Here is a 19056-nt window from a genome sequence, read left to right as displayed (position 1 = left end):
ATCATCGAAACAAGGAACGCCGATGCTGACTCGCTCCATTCTTTCCGCCGCTGCATTCTCGCTCGCAGCCTGTGCCACTGCGCCGTCGATCGCGCAGGATAACCAGGGCAACGACGCGGGCAACAATGCATTCGCCGAGACCGGTGCACAGGGCCGCCCGGTCAAGGTCATGATCATCACGATGTTCGGTCCGGAGGGCCAGGCATGGCTCGACCGGCTCGGCCCGTGGCGCGACATCGCCGTGCCCGGCCTGTCGCCCGATTATCCGAACGTGCATTGCAACAAGCAGGACGTGTGCGTGGTCACGACCGGCATGGGCTATGCGAATGCGTCGGCGACGATCATGGCGCTCACGTTCTCGCAGCGCTTCGATCTGCGCCGCACGTACTTCCTGATCTCGGGTATCGCGGGCGTCGACCCGGCGCAAGGCACGATCGGTTCGGCCGCGTGGTCGAAATACCTCGTCGATTTCAGCCTGCAGTGGGAGCTCGATGCACGCGAGATTCCGGCCGGCTGGAATACCGGCTTCCTCGGCATCAACACGAAGAGCCCGAACGACAAGCCACCGCTCGACTATCGCACCGAGGTGTTCCAGCTCAACCCGCAACTGACCGACGCCGCGGTCGCGCTGTCGCGCAACGTGGTGCTTGCCGACAGTGCGCAGGCGCAGGCCGCGCGCGCGAAGTTCACGTATGCGCCGGCGAACCGGCCGCCGACCGTGATTCAATGCGACACGTCATCGGGCAACACGTGGTTCTCGGGCACGCTGATCGGCGAGCGCGCGCGCCAGTGGACGAAGATCCTGACCGACGGCAAGGGCACCTACTGCATGACCGCGCAGGAAGACAACGCGACGTATGAAGCGCTCAAGCGCGCGGCGAGCGTGAAGCGGGTCGACCTGTCGCGCGTCGCATTGCTGCGCACGGGGTCCGATTTCGACCGGCCGTATGCGGGGCAGACGAGTGCCGACAACCTGCTGAACTACGCGGACCAGGGCGGCTTCGCCCCGGCGACCGAAAACCTGTATCGCGCGGGCAATCCGCTCGTTCAGGACATCGTGACGCACTGGGGCGAATGGCGTGATGGAGTGCCGCGCCGCTAAGTTGACGTAGCGACGCGTGGAAGCAGGTTGATCGTCCGCGCGTGGCAGAACTCCGGGTGACTTTGTGTCACCCGGAGCGACCGGACATCAGGAATCACTGCGTGGGCCGGGCGATCTTGAGTTCGATTCGCGTATATTCGGGCCCCAATAGCTGCATGGTTGCAGTTTGACCGTGCTCATCCGTCATTCCGATGTACTGCTTTGCACTGGTGCTGATCCGGTAGCAGATGTGTGCAAGCGGCTGCTTGTCCCCATCCCGTAAAAACAACGATTGGTTCCGTGTGCGAGCGGTCCAGCGCTCGGACGTCACGAATCGTGCCGGCGCGGGTTCCCTGTCATCGTCGCACGTAAAACGGTACGAGCCGGGCGGGGGGCCTGGTGTCTCGGGTGTCAGTGCATAACTGGCGACGCCAGGTGTACCGGCCGAATTGCAGAGACTTTGGCACCCTGTGGGCGGGCACTTGGGAACGAATTGAACCCAAAGCTGCTTTGCGTCGTCGGGATCGAGCCAGCCGTTCCGACGCGACACGATTCGCTCGCCGACATGGATGTCATCGGGCACCATGCCGAGTTGCACGAGGAATGATTTCATCTGTGCGCCGCGTTGTTGTGCGAGTTGAACCGGTTGTTTTTCCCAATCGTAGGCTGTCGCTTCAATCGATGCAGCGGCGCCCTCGCGCGTCCACTCCTTGGCGGTCAGGTAGTGTCTGACGACGGAGAGTCTGTCGCTGTTGTTGATTTCGACCGAATTCATCGGTAACTGCATGCTGTCGGTCAACATGACCTTGCATGCATCGGCCTGTATCGGGAATGACAGGACGGCAGTCAGTGTGGCAATGGCATGTCGCATGAGACGCTCCGATCTAACGTGCCAGAATGAACCAGGCAATGTTGTCCGCGTTGCCGATCGCCTTGTCCGGAAAGCGCTTGGCGAACTGGGCACAAGCCGAGCGCCCGTATGCTCCCGAGTGGTCGTCGGCACCGAATGTGTCTGCAAAATGAGCGCATTCGTGAACGATCGTCAGTTGCTGCGACGAGAGATTGCCGGCCGATCGCCGGGGCAGTGAGCAAAAAGGAAGGTTGATGGCGATGGTATGGGTTGACGTGTCCGGTCGACAGACGTGTGCGACTTCAGCGTCGAGATGTTGCGTGTTCGGCAGGCATCCTGTCGCGTGATCGGCCTCGGAGCCGATGCGGACGAAATTTCTTGGGCCGAGATTCGACATGACGCTGGCCAAGGCGCCGAGTCCCAATATCAGCCGCCGTGTCGTATCGAAATGCGCCGAGCCGAACCATTCGATAACCCGCGTTTCAGTGGCCGGACTCCATCGAACCAATTCCCGCCTGCGCTGTTCGGTGATTGCCACCGCCTCGTCTCGCAATTCGAGTATTTGCTTCCTGAACGCCGAATCCGTCATGTTCGGACATATCGGCGCTCCGTCGAGCGATAAGTCGCGCTCTTGCGATGTTGTCATGGGCACTCTCCATTGGGTCATCATCGGGAGTGCTCATGCTAGATATCTGACCGCGACCCGCGATGCGCAAAATTTCAAGCGACGAGGCGAGCGAGTGTTGGGAAGTGTGAATGGAGGGCTTGCACGCGCACGGCTTCCTGCGGCGAAGCCGCGTTCGTTCGCGCGCTCAACCCTGGATATGAGCAGGTTCAGCGCCGCGTGAACAGGCGAGGTGCAGCCGTTCAGCCCCGAAGGACTGCAGCGAATGTGGCTCGGCAGACGAGTCCGTCTGTGTCAATTGATCTGCCAAGCCTGGGTCGGATTCGGCCGTCGACTTCCCGGCGAGTAACGTCAGGAATTGTGTCGCTGCGAAGACAGAGTATCGATGCGATCGTGACGTGCGTTTCACGCACGCCAAGCCGATATGTACTGTTTGCCTGCCGCGCTGCTAGTGGCCGCCTTGGTCTCGGCGGCACATCACGGCAGACGTCAATGCGCGTGCGGGGCCGAACGGAACGGCGTCCACACTGGCGTGGTGTCGTCCCAGTGATCGAGCGGCGAAGGGAGTTGATCGTTCATCATGTGCTCCTGCAACTAACTATCTAACTGACTGACTCGGCGAGTCGTCGACAGGGAAATCACGACGCCGCGCACGGGGCAACCCGTTGCGCGGCGTTGCGCGTTTACCGGCCTCCGCCGGCGAGCTGGTTGCTTTCCGGCATCGAGCGATACGGGCCTTGTGCCAGTTCGAGCCCTTGCGGATATGAGTTCGCCTTGCGCAGGTACGCGAGCGTGCCGTCCTTGCGTGCTTGTACGACTTCCGCATTCACTTCGGCGCGTGTGCGCGGGCCGTAGTGCTGCGAGTACCACGACGTGTTGCCGTAGTCGCCGGCGTGCGGCGTGCCCGAATCGGCGAAAGCCGGTGCGGACACCGCGAGCGTGAGGGCGAGGGCGGAGAGAAGATGGCGGCGGTTCATGGCGAAACTCCTGTGTCGATATGAGTTAGCGCTTCAGCGCTTACTCAGATCCCATGCTTGGCGGTCGATATGAGTTAGCGCTTCAGCGCTTACTCAGATCCCATGCAACGCATTTCGGAGCTGGCGCCAGAGCGCTTACTCCGGTCCCATCAAGCGGGATCTGTTCGGTGCGCAACGAGGTGCGCGACAGGGTTTACTCTAGGTATCTGTTCCGTCGCGATAAATGCGGCAGATGCGAATTGAATAGTCGTGTCAGTGGAACAATCGACATCCGTACACCTGGCAGGGTTATGCGGAAACCGCTCGAACCCGCCTGCAGCGGGCCTCGCACGGGTGCGGCGACGATGCGCGACGACGCATGCGGACGATTGCGTCGCCTGGCACAAAGGTTTGCTGCGGATTCGGGAAGGATCAGGTGCGCCGGGCTGGAACGTGGCGCGGAGGCGGGGCGACGCGCGGGCCGCTCAGCCCGCGCGTGCAGTTCAGACGATTACGCGACCCACTCGTTGATGACCGGCGTGTCGAGCACCGGCGCGCGCTCGGCTTCCTCGAACGTGCGCTTGCTGCACGTCGCGTCGAGGCTGCCCTTGCCGCTCAGCAGCGGGCAGCGGTCGAACACCTCGGCGACCCAGTCGACGAACACGCGCACCTTCGGTGACAGATGCCGGCTGTGCGGATACACGACCGAGATCGGCATCGGCAGCGGCTTGACGCCGGGCAGCACTTCCTTGAGCCGGCCTTCGCGCAGATGCGGCAGCACCATGAAGAGCGGCGGCTGGATCAGCCCGAAGCCTTCGATCCCGCAGGTCACGTACGCATCCGCGTCGTTCACCGACAGGATGCCCTCCATCTTCATCTCGACTTCCTTGCCGTCGGTCAGGAACGTCCAGTCGATCGTGCGGCCGGTGCGGCTCGAGAAGTAGTTGACGGCCTTGTGCTGGTTCAGGTCGTCGATCGTCTGCGGCTCGCCGTGGCGTTCGAGATAGTCGGGCGACGCGACCGTCACGCATTCGAACAGGCCGACCCGGCGTGCGACGAGCGACGAGTCCTGCAGTGCGCCGACGCGGATCACGCAATCGACGCCTTCCTGCAGCAGGTCGACCGGCCGGTCGGACAGGCCGAGCTGCAGGTCGATGTCCGGATAGCGCGTATGAAATTCGCACAGCGACGGAATCACGAGCAGCCGCCCGATCGAACCCGGCATGTCGATACGCAACTTTCCGTGCGGCTTCCGGTTGTTCGCCTGGAAGCTCGCCTCGGTTTCCTCGACATCCGCGAGGATCCGCACGCATCGTTCGTAGTATGCGGCGCCGTCCGGCGTGAGCGACAGCCGGCGCGTGGTCCGGTGCATCAGCCGCACGCCGAGGAAGGCTTCGAGATTCTGGATGATCGTCGTGACGGACGCTCGCGGCAAGCTGAGCGTTTCTGCTGCCTTGGTGAAGCTGCTTGTATCGACGACGCGAGTAAACACCTGCATGGCCTGAAGCCGGTCCATCACAACCTCCGCAATCTAATGAGCCTCCCGAATAAGAAGGCTGCGCTACCTCGTGGGTAAACGCAGCCTCGGATTGTTCGGGGGCGTTGAATTGTGTTGCCGGATTATAGGCATTTATCCCAATGTCTGCCGGACCCAGAATTCGTTCCATCTCGAAATGGATGCTGCATCGTCATGGACGCTTCTGAATTCAGCAAATTCCTGAAGGCCGCGTTGCCCGTGCAAGCCACGGCAGGCGCGGCGCTGACGGTCACCGAAGTGGAAATTCCCGGCTACGCGCAGGACATCGTGCTGCGTCTCTACCGCCGCCCGGACAAGACCGGGTTGCCAGTAGTGCTTTATTTCCACGGCGGCGGCTTCGTCCGCGGTTCGCTCGAAGACGCCGATTTCGCCGCGCGTTTTTTAGCAGAACGCTTACCAGCTCTCGTAGTGTCGGTCGACTATTCGCTCGCGCCGGCCTTTCCTTTTCCGGCCGCGCCGGAGGATGCGTATCGCGCTGCCGTGTGGGCCGCGACGCGCGCCCGCGCGTTCGGCGGCAACCCGAAGAAGATCGGTGTCGCGGGCCACGACGCGGGCGGCCAGCTCGCGAACTGCCTCGCGTTCATCGCGCGCGATCGCGGCGAAGTGTCGATCGTCGCGCAGGCGCTGTTCGGGCCGATGCTCGACCCGAGCATGACGCGTATCGGCGACGCCGATCGTCTCGCCTCCGACATCACGGCGCGCGAATGCGCCGCCTGTTATCGCGCGTATCTGCCGCAGGCCGCGCAACGCATGCACCCGTACGCGGCGCCGCTCGAATCGGTGCGCCTCGCGGGGCTGCCGCCGACGCTCGTCGTCACCGCGCAGAACGACGTGCTGCACGTCGAGGCGGAGAAATATGCGGGCTGCCTGATCTCGTCGGGCGTGCTCACGCAGGTGATCCGCTATCCGGACATCACGCACGCCGCGCTCGCGACGCACGAAGCCGCCTTCGAGGAAGCCGTGCGCTTCTTCCAGTGCCGCTTCCAGGCGCGCCAGCCGAACCGTTCCGAATAACCAAAACCAATCCACGTTTACTGGAGATCCACATGGCCATCCTACGCACCTCCCGTTCCCGAATCGCGACAGCGGCGATCGTGACGCTCGCCGTCGTCGGCCTCGGAACGTTCGGCGCGATGCGCGTGAACGCGAACGCACCGGAGAAATCGGCAGCGCCGCTGCCCGAAGTCGACGTCGCGACCGTCGTGCCGCAGACCGTGACCGACTGGCAGAGTTATTCGGGCCGCCTCGAAGCGGTCGAGAAAGTCGACGTGCGCCCGCAGGTGTCGGGCACGATCGTCGCGGTGAACTTCAAGGACGGCGCGCTCGTGAAGAAGGGCGACGTGCTGTTCGTGATCGACCCGCGCCCGTACCAGGCCGAAACCGACCGTGCGGCCGCGCAGCTCGCGGCCGCGCAGGCACGCAACGGCTACGCGCAGACCGACTGGCAGCGCGCGCAGCGGCTGATCGGCGACAACGCGATCGCGAAGCGCGATTACGACGAGAAGCAGAATGCGGCGCGCGAGGCGACGGCGAACCTGAAGGCCGCCGAAGCCGCGCTGGAAACGGCGCGCATCAACCTCGGCTATACGCGGATCACCGCGCCTGTTTCGGGCCGCGTGTCGCGTGCGGAAATCACGCTCGGCAACGTCGTGTCGGCCGGTGCGTCGGCTGTGCCGCTGACGACGCTGGTGTCGGTGTCGCCGATCTACGCGTCGTTCGACGCGGACGAGCAGACCTACCTGCAATACATCAACGGCGCGCGCAGCGGCCGCAAGGTGCCGGTCGAACTCGGCCTCGCGAACGAAACCGGCTACTCGCGCAGCGGCGAGATCGACTCGGTCGACAACCGGCTCGACACGTCGTCCGGCACGATCCGCGTGCGCGCGCGCTTCGACAACGCCGATGGCGCGCTCGTCCCGGGCCTCTATGCACGCGTGAAGGTGGGCGGCAGCGCGCCGCACGAGGCACTGCTCGTCGACGACGCGGCGATCAACACCGACCAGGACAAGAAGTTCGTGTTCGTCGTCGACCAGCAAGGCCGCGTGTCGTACCGCGAAGTGCAGCAGGGGATGCAGCACGGCAACCGGCGCGTGATCGTGAGCGGGCTCTCCGCCGGCGATCGCGTGGTCGTGAACGGTACGCAGCGCGTGCGCCCCGGCGAACAGGTGAAGCCGCACATGGTCCCGATGACGGGCGGTGACGCGCCGTCCGCGCCTCTGGCGGACAACGCGAAGCCGGCCGCACCGGCGAAGGCGGATTCGTAAGCGGCTCGCCGCTTCCTATCCGCGTTCAACCAGACAGAGCCACACATGAACATTTCAAAATTCTTTATCGACCGGCCGATCTTTGCAGGAGTCCTATCGGTGATCATCCTGCTCGGCGGGGTGATCGCGATGTTCCTGCTGCCGATCTCGGAGTATCCGGAGGTCGTGCCGCCTTCCGTGATCGTGAAGGCGCAGTATCCGGGCGCGAACCCGAAGGTGATCGCCGAGACGGTCGCGTCGCCGCTCGAAGAGCAGATCAACGGCGTCGAGGACATGCTCTACATGCAGTCGCAGGCGAACAGCGACGGCAACATGACGATCACCGTCACGTTCAAGCTCGGCACCGATCCGGACAAGGCCACGCAGCTCGTGCAGAACCGCGTGAACCAGGCGCTGCCGCGCCTGCCGGAAGACGTGCAGCGGCTCGGCATCACGACGGTGAAGAGCTCGCCGACGCTGACGATGGTGGTCCACCTGATCTCGCCGGACAACCGCTACGACATGACCTACCTGCGCAACTACGCGCTGATCAACGTGAAGGATCGCCTGTCGCGGATCCAGGGCGTCGGCCAGGTGCAGCTGTGGGGTTCGGGCGACTACGCGATGCGCGTGTGGCTCGATCCGCAGAAGGTCGCGCAGCGCGGGCTGTCGGCCGAGGACGTCGTGCAGGCGATCCGCGAGCAGAACGTGCAGGTCGCGGCCGGCGTGATCGGCGCGTCGCCGTCGTTGCCGGGTACGCCGCTGCAGTTGTCGGTGAACGCGCGCGGCCGTCTGCAGACGGAAGACGAGTTCGGCGACATCGTCGTGAAGACGACGCCGGACGGCGGCGTCACGCACCTGCGCGACATCGCGCGGATCCAGCTCGACGCGTCCGAATACGGGCTGCGCTCGCTGCTCGACAACAAGCCGGCCGTCGCGATGGCGATCAACCAGTCGCCGGGCGCGAACTCGCTGCAGATCTCGGACGAAGTGCGCAAGACGATGGCCGAGCTGAAGCAGGATATGCCGGCCGGCATCGACTACAAGATCGTCTATGACCCGACGCAGTTCGTGCGGTCGTCGATCAAGGCAGTCGTGCACACGCTGCTCGAAGCGATCGCTCTGGTCGTGATCGTCGTGATCGTGTTCCTGCAGACGTGGCGCGCATCGATCATTCCGCTGATCGCGGTGCCGGTGTCGATCGTCGGCACGTTCTCGCTGCTGCTCGCGTTCGGGTATTCGATCAACGCGTTGTCATTGTTCGGGATGGTGCTCGCGATCGGGATCGTGGTCGACGATGCGATCGTGGTGGTCGAGAACGTCGAGCGCAACATCGAGAGCGGGATGAATGCACGGGCGGCGACCTACAAGGCGATGCAGGAAGTGAGCGGGCCGATCATCGCGATCGCGCTCACGCTCGTCGCCGTGTTCGTGCCGCTTGCGTTCATGTCGGGCCTGACCGGCCAGTTCTACAAGCAGTTCGCGATGACCATCGCGATCTCGACGGTGATCTCGGCGTTCAACTCGCTGACGCTGTCGCCGGCGCTGTCCGCGATCCTGCTGAAAGGGCATGGCGACAAGGAAGACTGGCTCACGCGCGTGATGAACCGCGTGCTCGGCGGCTTCTTCCGCGGCTTCAACAAGGTGTTCCATCGCGGCGCGGAGAACTACGGCCGCGGCGTGCGCGGCGTGCTGTCGCGCAAGACGGTGATGCTCGGCGTGTACCTCGCGCTGGTGGGCGCGACCGTGCTCGTGTCGAAGGTCGTGCCGGGCGGCTTCGTGCCCGCGCAGGACAAGGAGTACCTGATCGCGTTCGCGCAGCTGCCGAACGGTGCGTCGCTCGACCGCACCGAGAAGGTGATCCGCGACATGGGCTCGATCGCGCTGAAGCAGCCGGGCGTCGAGAGCGCGGTCGCGTTCCCGGGGCTGTCGGTGAACGGCTTCACGAACAGCTCGAGCGCGGGCATCGTGTTCGTCACGCTGAAGCCGTTCTCGGAGCGGCATGGCAAGGCGCTGTCGGCCGGTGCGATCGCGGGTGCGCTGAACCAGAAGTACGGCGCGATGAAGGACTCGTTCGTCGCGGTGTTCCCGCCGCCGCCGGTGCTCGGCCTCGGTACGCTCGGTGGCTTCAAGATGCAGGTCGAGGATCGCGGCGCGGTCGGCTATGCGCGGCTCGCGGATGCGACCAACGACTTCATCAAGCGCGCGCAGCAGGCGCCTGAACTCGGCCCGCTGTTCACGAGCTACCAGATCAACGTGCCGCAGCTCAACGTCGATCTCGACCGCGTGAAGGCGAAGCAGCTGGGCGTGCCGGTGACCGATGTGTTCAACACGATGCAGGTGTATCTCGGCTCGCTGTACGTGAACGACTTCAACCGCTTCGGGCGTGTGTACCAGGTGCGCGTGCAGGCCGATGCGCCGTTCCGGCAGCGCGCGGACGACATCCTGCAGCTGAAGACGCGCAACGACAAGGGCGAGATGGTGCCGCTGTCGTCGCTCGTCACGGTGACGCCGACGTTCGGCCCGGAAATGGTCGTGCGCTACAACGGCTACACGGCGGCCGACATCAACGGCGGCCCGGCGCCGGGCTTCTCGTCGGGCCAGGCGCAGGCCGCGATCGAGCGCATCGCGCATGAAACGCTGCCGCGCGGCGTGCGGTTCGAGTGGACCGACCTCACGTACCAGCAGATTCTTGCCGGCGATTCGGCGATGTATGTGTTCCCGATCAGCGTGCTGCTCGTGTTCCTCGTGCTCGCCGCGCTGTATGAAAGCCTGACGCTGCCGCTCGCGGTGATCCTGATCGTGCCGATGAGCATTCTGTCGGCGCTGACGGGCGTGTGGCTCACGCAGGGCGACAACAACATCTTCACGCAGATCGGCTTGATGGTGCTGGTGGGGCTGTCGGCGAAGAACGCGATCCTGATCGTCGAATTCGCGCGTGAACTCGAACACGACGGCAGGACGCCGCTCGAGGCCGCGATCGAGGCGAGCCGGCTGCGTCTGCGCCCGATCCTCATGACGTCGATCGCATTCATCATGGGTGTGGTGCCGCTCGTCACGTCGACGGGGGCCGGTGCGGAAATGCGCCATGCGATGGGGGTCGCGGTGTTCTTCGGGATGCTCGGCGTGACGCTGTTCGGGCTGATGCTGACGCCGGTGTTCTACGTCGTGCTGCGGACGCTCGCGGGCGGCAAGATCCACGTCGCCGGCAAAGACTCGTCCGGCTACGGTGTGCCGTCCCAGGGTGTGCCGGCTTCGGATGCTTGAGGACCAGAAGATGAATAACTTGCACAACACGAATGGCCTGATGCGCTTCGCGAAGGTGGCGGCCGCGAGCACCTTGCTCGCGACGCTGCTCGCCGCGTGCGCGGTGGGCCCCGACTACAAGCGCCCGGACGCGCCGACGCCCGCCGCGTTCAAGGAAGCGCCGACGCTGGCTGCCGGCGAACAGGCCGGCACGTGGAAGACGGCCGAGCCGTCGGACGGCACGCATCGCGGCGAATGGTGGAAGGTGTTCGGCGACCCGGTGCTCGATTCGCTCGAGACCCAGGCGCTCGCCGCGAACCAGAACCTGAAGGCCGCAGCCGCACGTGTCGAGGAAGCGCGCGCGGCGACGCGTTCGGCGCGCTCGCAATGGTTCCCGCAGATCGGCGCCGGCTTCGGGCCGACGCGCGAAGGGCTGTCGTCGGCGTCGCAGTTCCAGCCGCAGGGCACGGGCCCGACCAATGCGACGCTGTGGCGCGCGCAGGGCACGGTGTCGTACGAAGCCGACCTGTTCGGCCGCGTCGGCCGTAACGTCGAGGCGTCGCGTGCCGACCAGGCGCAGAGCGAAGCGCTGTTCCGCTCGGTGCAGCTCGCGCTGCAGGCGGACGTCGCGCAGAACTACTTCGAACTGCGCCAGCTCGATTCCGATCAGGACCTGTACCGCCGGACGGTGGAACTGCGCGAGCAGGCACTGAAGCTCGTGCAGCGCCGCTTCAACGAAGGCGACATCAGCGAGCTCGACGTGTCGCGCGCGAAGAACGAGCTGGCGACCGCGCAGGCCGATGCGGTCGGCGTCGCGCGCCGGCGCGCGGCGTCCGAGCATGCGCTCGCGATCCTGCTCGGCAAGGCGCCCGCGGATTTTGCGTTCAAGGAAACGCCGATCGTGCCGGTGGCGGTGAAGGTGCCGCCGGGCCTGCCGTCCGCGCTGCTTGAGCGCCGCCCGGACGTGTCGGCGGCTGAACGCGCGATGGCGGCCGCGAACGCGCGGATCGGCCTCGCGAAGTCGGCGTACTTCCCGAAGCTCGACATCACGGGGGCGTTCGGCTATGAAGCATCGACGCTCGGCAGCCTGTTCATGTGGTCGAGCCGCACGTTCCTGCTCGGGCCGTTCGCGGGCACCGCGCTGACGCTGCCGCTGTTCGACGGCGGGCGCCGTGCGGCCGGCGTGCAGCAGGCGCGCGCGCAGTACGACGAGCAGGTCGCGAACTACCGGCAGCAGGTGCTCGTCGCGTTCCGCGAGGTCGAGGACAATCTCGCCGACCTGCGCCTGCTCGACGACCAGATCCGTGCGCAGGATGCGGCCGTCAACGCGTCGCGGCGCGCGGCGACGTTGTCGCGCACGCAGTATCAGGAAGGCGAGGTTGCCTATCTCGACGTGATCGACAGCGAGCGCTCGGTGCTGCAGTCGCAGCTGCAGTCGAACCAGTTGACCGGTGCGCAGGCAGTGTCGACCGTGAACCTGATTCGTGCGCTGGGTGGCGGCTGGGGCGCGGCGCCGACAGCGGTCGGCAGCGCGGTGTCCGGCAAGGAGGACGTTGCCGCGCGATGAGTGTGCGTGACGGGCGGCGATGCGTGATGCATCGTCGTTCCCGTCATGCGGCGTATCGACGAACCCCGGTCATGCGGCTTTTGCCGGATGACCGGGGTTTTTTCATGGCATCGCCGCGGATGGCGTGATGTCGTCCATCGCCATGTTGCAACTAACGGTCAACCCCTGCCGGCACCTGCCAGCGGTGCGGACGGCGTCCCGCCGTCCGCACCGGTCAGGCACTGCCGCCAGCAGGACTCGGGACGGAACGGGGCCTTGGGCTGCGTTGCCGGATACGTGCGCGTGACGCGTCCGGCAGCCTGGATGCGCACGCGTCACGCGCCCGCGAACGCGTCGCCGGTCGGCCTCGTTCGCATGCCGCGCGCGAGCCGCGTCCACGGCAGGTCGGCCGGGTCGGCCTGCATCGGCCCCGGCGCCTTCGCGATCAGGATCGCGTGCGCGATGCCCTGGAAGTCGGCGCGGAAATGCACCGAACTCTTGTTGACGAGGATTTTCATCGCTTCCGGTTCGACGCCGCCCACGCGGTACAGATTGCGATCGAGCATCTGCGCCTTGCCGCCGCTGACGACGATCCGCACGCCGTCGATCCTCAGGCAGGCGACCGGCCCGACGTCGGCCAGCATGCCGTTCATCATCGGTCCGTCGTAGCGGCACACGCCGTCCGATACCGCGACGACCTCGAAGTGTCCGCGAAACGGCTCGTCGCCGGGTACGCCGGAGCCGCCGAGCGACAGTTCGATGCGCGCGCCGACACCGGCCCGCACCGCCGCCGCCGCCGCGGCCGGATCCCACAGCAGGCCGAGCGCTGCGTCTTGCGCGCCGTTGCGCAGCAACGCGCGCAGCAGGCCCGTCGTATTGGAATCGCCACCCGCCCCCGGGTTGTCCTGCGTGTCGGCGATCACGACGGGCCGGCTCGCGCCTTCCGCGAGCCGCATGGCTTCGCGCACCGCGTCGTCGGGCGACAGGAACGGCACTTGCCACTGCGCTTCGTCGGCCAGCATCTTGTCGTACAGCGCCTGCACGGCCGCGTCGACTGCGTCGGCGTCGCCATAGCCCCAGACGACCGGCCCGCACTCGGGGAAATCCGCTGCCGGAAAACCCGGCGCGAACGACAGCGATGCGACGCCGTCCGTCTCCAGCGACGCGAGGCGCGCGTACATCTCGCGTGCGGGATCGAGCAGCGTGCACATTCCGTTGATCGGGATCAGGAACGGCAACCGCCGTGCGGCGCGACGTAACGGGTCGCCGCCCGCGAGGAGGCGTTCGAGCAGCCCGGCCGTGCGTTCGCCGGTCTCGGCCATGTCCACGTGCGGGTACGTGCGATAGGCGACCAGCGCATCGGCATGGCTCAGCATCCGTTCGGTGACGTTCGCGTGCAGGTCGAGCGACGCGACCACCGGCACCGCAGGGCCGACCGCGTTACGTACGCGTTCGAGCAGCGTTCCTTCGCCGTCGTCGGTATGCTCGGCGACCATCGCGCCGTGCAGGTCGAGATACACCGCATCGAAGTCGCCGCGCCGCGCCGCGTCGACGATCTCGCCGGCGATCCGTTCGAATGCATCCTCGGTGACATGCGCCGACGGGCTCGCGCCCGCCCAGATCACCGGCTGCAACGCCCAGCCGCGCCGCTCCGCGGCGTTGATGAAGCCGCCAGCCGGAATGTTGACGTGGCGCAGCGCGAGCACGTCCGCGCCGCGTGCCATGGCCGGAAAGCCTTCGCCGCGTTCGAAGTTCGCATAGGCGGCCCGCGTGGGTGCGAAGGTGTTGGTTTCGTGCTGGAAACCGGCGATCAGGATGCGTGTGGTCATGAGACTGATTCCAGGAGGAGGGTCGGTGCAGGCGACGTGCGCCTGCCGGCAGGGCCGGCGGTACGGCGCCGCACGAGTTCAATGGGGCAACGCGACGTGGATCAGCGCGTCGCGACGGGGAGGCGGTTCATGATCAGCGTCACGGCGCCTGCGACCATCAATGCGACGATCACCAGCAGCCCGGCCTGCATGCTGCCGGTCGCGGTGCGGATCTCGCCGATGACGGTCGGGCTGAGGAAGCCGCCGATCAGGCCGATCGTGTTGATGAGCGCGATACCGCCGGCGGCCGCATTGCCTGTCAGGTATTGAGACGGGATCGCCCAGAACACGGTATAGGCCGCCCACGTCATCGCCGTCGCGATCGTCATGCAGACGAGCGATATCGCGAGGTTGCCGTCGGAGAAGGTCGCGGCAGCCAGCGCGGCCGCGGCGACCAGTGCCGACACCGCGCTGTGCAGCCGGCGTTCGTCGCGTCGATCCGAGCGTCGGCCGATCACGAGCATCGCGCCTGCGGCCGCGATATACGGAATCATCGAGTAGAAGCCGATCTGCATCGTGTCGGTCACGCCGTTCGCCTTGAGGATCGACGGCAGCCAGAAGCTGACCGCGTAGATCCCGCAGATCATCGTGAAGTAGGCGAAGGCCAGCAGGTAGACGCGCGGGTCGCGCGCCGCCTGCCCGAACGCGTGGTGGCCGGCCGCGGGCGTGTGCAGCTCGGACGCGAGCAGGCTTCGTTCGCGGTCGGTCAGCCACGCGGCATCGTCGGGCCGGTCGGCCAGCACCTTGAAGACGAGCAGGCCGAGCAACGCGCACGGCAGGCCTTCGACGACGAACATCCATTGCCAGCCGGCCAGGCCGTGTGCACCGTCGAGGGCGGTCATCAGCCAGGTCGACAGCGGTGAGCCGACGATGCCGCCGATCGGGCCGGCGAGCATCACGATCGCCATCACGCCGGCCATGCGCCGCGTGCCGTACCAGTACGTCAGGTAGAAGATCATCCCCGGCGCGAAGCCGGCCTCGAACACGCCGAGCAGGAAGCGCAGCACGTAGAACGAGGTTTCATCGTGCACGAACATCATGCCGGCCGACGTCAGTCCCCAGAGCACCATGATCCGGCTGATGGTCTTGCGTGCACCGATCCTGGGCAGCAGCAGGTTGCTCGGAATCTCGAACAGCACGTAGCCGAGAAAGAAGATGCCGGCACCGAGGCCGTACGCTGCGTCGGAGAAGCCGAGCGCGCTTTGCATATGCAGCTTCGCGAAGCCGATGTTCACCCGATCCAGATAGGCGAACGTGTAGCACAGCAGCAGGAGCGGCAGCAGGCGCCAGTTCAGCTTGCGATACAGGGCCTGCACGGGTGCACTGTCCAGAGCCGCCGGATGGCGGGAGGAGGAAACGGCGGACATAGATGTCTCCGGTGACGTGGGCGACTTACGACATGGATCTCGGTTGCTGCATCGTCAGAGAGACGAAAAAGCAGAGCAAGAGCAACTTCCATGAGCTAATGTTGCCCAACAGGCAACACACTGCGACGAACCGGAATCCCCATGCGCGAACTGAACCAGCGCCGCTTGCGCTACTTTCATGAAGTCCTGACCCACGGTTCGATCCGCGGTGCGGCCGACAGCATCAACACCGCGCCGTCGGTGATCACGCGGCAGATCCGGCTGCTCGAGGAGGAAATCGGCGTCGAGCTGTTCGAGCGCCAGGCGCGTGGCGTGCGGCCGACCGAGGCTGCCGTGCATCTGCTCGAATACTGGCGCGGTTGCCGCTCGCAGCAGGAACTGTTCGAGGAGCGGTTGCAGGCGCTGCGGCGGCTGCAGTCCGGCCAGGTGCGCATCGTGACCAGCGAAGGCTATGTCGACGTGCTGATGGACGAGGTGCTGACCGATTTCTGCATGCGTTATCCGAAGCTCGACGTGATCGTCGACGTGCTGCCCGTCAACAACGTGCTGCAGGAGGTGGCCGAGAGCCGCGCGCATATCGGGCTGGCGTACAACCCGCCCGCGCATCCGGAGATCCAGAATCTCGCGACGTCATCGCAGCCGGTGGTGGCGCTCGTCCACGCGGGCCATCCGCTCGCGGTACGCGGCGGCTCTGTGCGCGCGCACGAGCTCGGTGCGTATCCGCTCGCGCTGATGCCGCCGGCCTTTGGCCTCGGCCAGGTTGCGCAGATGCTCGCCTATACGGAGAACCTGCCGATCCGCCCGACGCTGACGACCAACTCGCTTGCGGTGCTGCGTCATTTCGTCAAGCGCCATGAAGGGGTCACGCTGATCGGCGCGTTCGCGGCCTATCGCGAACTGGAGAGCGGCGAACTCGTCGCGCTGCCGATCGAGCATCCGTTGTTCGATTCCGCGAAGGCGCGCCTGCTGGTGAAGGTGGGGCGGCCACTCGGCGTGGCGGCCGACACGCTGCTGAACTGCTTGCTGCACGACATGAAGATGTTCGCGACGGCGGATGGCGCCGGCCGGAACAAGGCGGCGACGCGGAAGCGGGCGGCCCGGCGCGTGCGATAACGCGAGTCGGGCCGTCGCGCGCAACGATCAGGTGGCGTCGCGGCCCGCCCGCAGCGCGCGCACCAGTTCGCTCGCCGCCTTGCCGAGCCCCGTGTGTTTCGGCCGCCGCAGGTACACGGGCAGCGGCAGCCCGTTGCGGATGTTGGCGAACACGAGCGGCGCGAGTTCGCCGTCGGCGACGTATCGGGCGATCACGGATTCGGGCAGGTTCGCCCAGCCATGTCCGGCTTTCACGAGTGCGATCGCGGTCGCCATGTCGGTCACTTTCCACGTGCGGTTGCCGATCAACGGCCGAATGTCGGTCAGTGGTCGCTCCGGATCGGCGATCACGATCTGCCGAAAGCCCGACAGCCGCTCGATCGCCTCGGGTGGCGCGCCTTCGGCGATCGCCGGATGGCTCGGCGCGGCGACGGCGACGAGCGTCTCGGTCCACAGCGCATGAATCTGCTCCTGCGGATGCAGGTCGAGCCCGCAGTACGCCACACAGAGATCGATGGTGGTGCGATGCAGCGCATCGACGATCGCGTCCTGCGGCGCCGTGACGACGCTGATGGCGAGCGCCGGATACTTCGCGGCAACCGCCATCAGCGCGCGGGCGACGGGCGCCGGGTCGATTTCGGCCGCGACGCCGAGCCGCAGCGTGTCTTCGACGCCTTCCGACAGATGCTGTGCGTGTGCACGCAACACCTGCAACTGCTCGGCGATCGATCGCGCGTCGGGCAGCAGCGCGGCCATCGCGGCGGTCGGCGTCGGTTCGCGTGTGCCGCGGTCGAACAGCACGAGGCCGAGCTCGGCCTCGAGGTTCGCGATCGCCATGCTGATCGCCGACGGCGTGCGGCCGAGCGCGCGCGCGGCGGCGGAAAACGAGCCTTTGTCGATGACGGTCAGCAGCATGTCGATGTGGTCGCTGGTCAGCATGCGCGGGCCTCCTGTCAGAAAAATTGAAAGGACCTGACTTTTGCGGGCGCGCTACCCGCTGATAGTCTCGCCACCTTGTTCGATAGAAGGGGGATGGTCATGCAAGGGTTGAAGAGACGCATAGTCTACGTCGTGATGTTCGAGGTGCTCGGCATCCTGATCGCATCGTCGGTGCTCGGCATGCTGAGCGGCGCGAGCGCGGCGACGAGCGGCCTGATGGGGGTGATGATCTCGACGACGGGCGTCACCGTCAATTTCCTGTACAACCTCGCGTTCGAGGCGTGGGAGCGCAAGCGCGCGGCGACGACGCGCACGGTCGGGCGCCGCGTGCTGCATGCGATCGGCTTCCAGGTCGCGCTCGTGACGTTCCTGATCCCGCTGATCGCATGGTGGCTCGACGTGTCGCTGCTGCAGGCGTTCCTGTACGACGCGGTGCTGATCGTGTTCTTCCCGATCTTCACGTTCGTGTACAACTGGGCGTTCGACAGCGTGTTCGGGCTGCCGGATGCGGTCACGCGCAAGGCTGAGCCGGCGGTCTGGTAAGCGAGGGCGCGGCGTGATGCAGGCAGCCGCTACAATCGCGCAAAGCATCGTTCGGGCGTGCGGGCCGCATGCCCGACGGTATTCCGTCGCGATTCATGCGCCCGAGCGGGCCGTTCAGACCGATGAGCATTCGAAAGACGTCGATATCCTGCGTGGCGTGGCTTGCCGGCGCATTCATCCTCGCATCGTCCGCGCAAGCGGAAGGGCCGAGGGTGCTGCCGCGCAGCGAACAGGCCGATAACGGTTACGCGTCGACGCAATTGCTGCTCAAGCCATGCGTCGACGTGCGCAAGCTGAGCGACGACCCGGATGACGATCTGTTGAAGGCGGCCGCCACCGCGCGTGCCGCGCTGCCGCCCGGCACCTGCGACAACGCCGCGTTGGCGGAGAAGGTGTTTGCCGCGCGCTTTCTCCAGTACGCGACGCTTGCCGCGGTGGACGACCCGTGGAATATCGACGAGAAGATCGATGCGCAGAACCGGGCAATCGGGCGCTGCAAGGACACACGATGTCTCGATCGCGAACTGGATGCGGTGATCGGTGCGTTGTCGCCGCTGTACCTGCATGCGCATCCCGTGTGGCCGCGCGGCAACGGCCTGTGCACGAGCGCGCCGGTCGATGCGCGTGCCGATCGCGCGCTGGCACCGCTCGGCACACGTGTACGCAAAGCACTGGCCCGCGAATGCGGCGACGAAGCGGTGATCGCACAAACCTGCGAGGGCCCGCACGGCAAGGTGCTGTTCGTGAGTTGCGAGATGAGCGGGAACCAGGTCAACGCGAATCAATGGCTGTACCGTGCGCGCAACCGCGGATTCGAACCGCTGCTGGGCGTCGAAGACGGCCCGGTCGGCGTGCTCGACACCACCTGCAACGGGTGGCCCGACCTCAAGACGCTGGCCCGGATCAGCATGGGTGAGCATCAGGCGACCTATTACCGCTACGACGGCGGCACGTACCAGCCCGTCTACTCATACACCGAAACGGGTGTCGGTAGCGACGGCAACGGCCGCGACCTGGTCGTTGCGCAGGGCGGGCCGTCCGTCCGCGTGACCTGCCGATAACGGCCAGACCGCCGCGCTGCCTCGGATCGCCTGGCCGGACGCATGGCGAATGCGCCGGCCCCCACGTATCCGCTGATTCCCCCATACCCGACACATGAAGCG

General features: G+C 66.0%; 15 protein-coding genes. 8 read left to right on the top strand and 7 right to left on the bottom strand.

Annotated elements, in window-relative coordinates:
• Positions 1-22 precede the first annotated feature (22 nt).
• Positions 23-1102, top strand: a complete 1080-nt coding sequence (locus LGN19_RS23235; protein WP_043180933.1) for a purine-nucleoside phosphorylase — start codon at positions 23-25, stop codon at positions 1100-1102.
• Positions 1103-1196: 94 nt separating this feature from the next.
• Here the strand turns inward: LGN19_RS23235 and LGN19_RS23230 are convergent, their stop codons facing one another.
• The 4 genes from LGN19_RS23230 to ceoR form a co-directional block, all read right to left on the bottom strand.
• Entirely contained in the window at positions 1197-1952 is a 756-nt protein-coding gene (locus LGN19_RS23230) for a hypothetical protein (protein WP_226217329.1), read from the bottom strand.
• A gap of 13 nt (positions 1953-1965) precedes the next feature.
• Positions 1966-2577 (bottom strand): M35 family metallo-endopeptidase, encoded by a 612-nt coding sequence (locus LGN19_RS23225; RefSeq protein WP_226217327.1) that lies wholly within the window; start codon positions 2575-2577, stop codon positions 1966-1968.
• A gap of 662 nt (positions 2578-3239) precedes the next feature.
• Positions 3240-3533, bottom strand: a complete 294-nt coding sequence (locus tag LGN19_RS23220) for a DUF4148 domain-containing protein (RefSeq protein ID WP_226217325.1) — start codon at positions 3531-3533, stop codon at positions 3240-3242.
• A 490-nt stretch (positions 3534-4023) separates the two neighbouring features.
• Entirely contained in the window at positions 4024-5028 is a 1005-nt protein-coding gene (gene ceoR / locus LGN19_RS23215) for a putative multidrug efflux transcriptional regulator CeoR (RefSeq protein ID WP_122948099.1), read from the bottom strand.
• A 174-nt stretch (positions 5029-5202) separates the two neighbouring features.
• On the opposite strand from ceoR, the gene LGN19_RS23210 reads away from it, so the two are divergent.
• Genes LGN19_RS23210 through opcM form a run of 4 tightly spaced genes read left to right on the top strand, consistent with a single transcriptional unit; the run spans position 5203 to position 12105 of the window.
• Positions 5203-6063: an alpha/beta hydrolase gene (locus LGN19_RS23210; RefSeq protein ID WP_122948098.1), complete on the top strand. Its 861-nt coding sequence runs from the start codon at positions 5203-5205 to the stop codon at positions 6061-6063.
• A 32-nt stretch (positions 6064-6095) separates the two neighbouring features.
• Positions 6096-7313, top strand: coding sequence for a multidrug efflux RND transporter periplasmic adaptor subunit CeoA (gene ceoA / locus LGN19_RS23205; RefSeq protein WP_226217323.1), 1218 nt, complete (start codon positions 6096-6098; stop codon positions 7311-7313).
• Between the two features lie 45 nt (positions 7314-7358).
• Positions 7359-10559, top strand: a complete 3201-nt coding sequence (ceoB, locus tag LGN19_RS23200) for a multidrug efflux RND transporter permease subunit CeoB (protein ID WP_122948096.1) — start codon at positions 7359-7361, stop codon at positions 10557-10559.
• Between the two features lie 10 nt (positions 10560-10569).
• Positions 10570-12105 (top strand): multidrug efflux transporter outer membrane subunit OpcM, encoded by a 1536-nt coding sequence (opcM, locus tag LGN19_RS23195; RefSeq protein ID WP_226217322.1) that lies wholly within the window; start codon positions 10570-10572, stop codon positions 12103-12105.
• A gap of 314 nt (positions 12106-12419) precedes the next feature.
• On the opposite strand, the gene LGN19_RS23190 is transcribed toward opcM, so the two are convergent.
• Positions 12420-13913 (bottom strand): M81 family metallopeptidase, encoded by a 1494-nt coding sequence (locus LGN19_RS23190; RefSeq protein ID WP_226217320.1) that lies wholly within the window; start codon positions 13911-13913, stop codon positions 12420-12422.
• A 101-nt stretch (positions 13914-14014) separates the two neighbouring features.
• The gene (locus LGN19_RS23185) at positions 14015-15319 is read right to left on the bottom strand and encodes an MFS transporter (RefSeq protein ID WP_226217318.1); all 1305 of its coding nucleotides are present in this window, start codon (positions 15317-15319) and stop codon (positions 14015-14017) included.
• Between the two features lie 141 nt (positions 15320-15460).
• Between LGN19_RS23185 and LGN19_RS23180 the strand changes: the two genes are divergently transcribed.
• Positions 15461-16432, top strand: coding sequence for a LysR family transcriptional regulator (locus LGN19_RS23180; RefSeq protein WP_174958126.1), 972 nt, complete (start codon positions 15461-15463; stop codon positions 16430-16432).
• A 27-nt stretch (positions 16433-16459) separates the two neighbouring features.
• Here LGN19_RS23180 and LGN19_RS23175 read toward each other — a convergent pair whose 3' ends face one another.
• Complete coding sequence (locus tag LGN19_RS23175; RefSeq protein WP_175222527.1) at positions 16460-17350, bottom strand: LysR family transcriptional regulator; 891 nt, start codon at positions 17348-17350, stop codon at positions 16460-16462.
• 99 nt (positions 17351-17449) lie between these two features.
• On the opposite strand from LGN19_RS23175, the gene LGN19_RS23170 reads away from it, so the two are divergent.
• Both LGN19_RS23170 and LGN19_RS23165 read left to right on the top strand, forming a co-directional pair.
• A complete protein-coding gene (locus LGN19_RS23170) occupies positions 17450-17893 on the top strand; it encodes a PACE efflux transporter (RefSeq protein ID WP_122949627.1) in 444 nt (147 codons plus the stop codon).
• A gap of 122 nt (positions 17894-18015) precedes the next feature.
• Positions 18016-18954, top strand: a complete 939-nt coding sequence (locus tag LGN19_RS23165; RefSeq protein ID WP_226217317.1) for a hypothetical protein — start codon at positions 18016-18018, stop codon at positions 18952-18954.
• Positions 18955-19056: the final 102 nt, after the last annotated feature.

The organism is Burkholderia sp. AU30198 (assembly GCF_020419825.1).
Lineage (GTDB): Bacteria > Pseudomonadota > Gammaproteobacteria > Burkholderiales > Burkholderiaceae > Burkholderia.
Note: the sequence above shows the minus strand (reverse complement) of the source record. Positions and strands in the feature narration are given on the sequence as shown.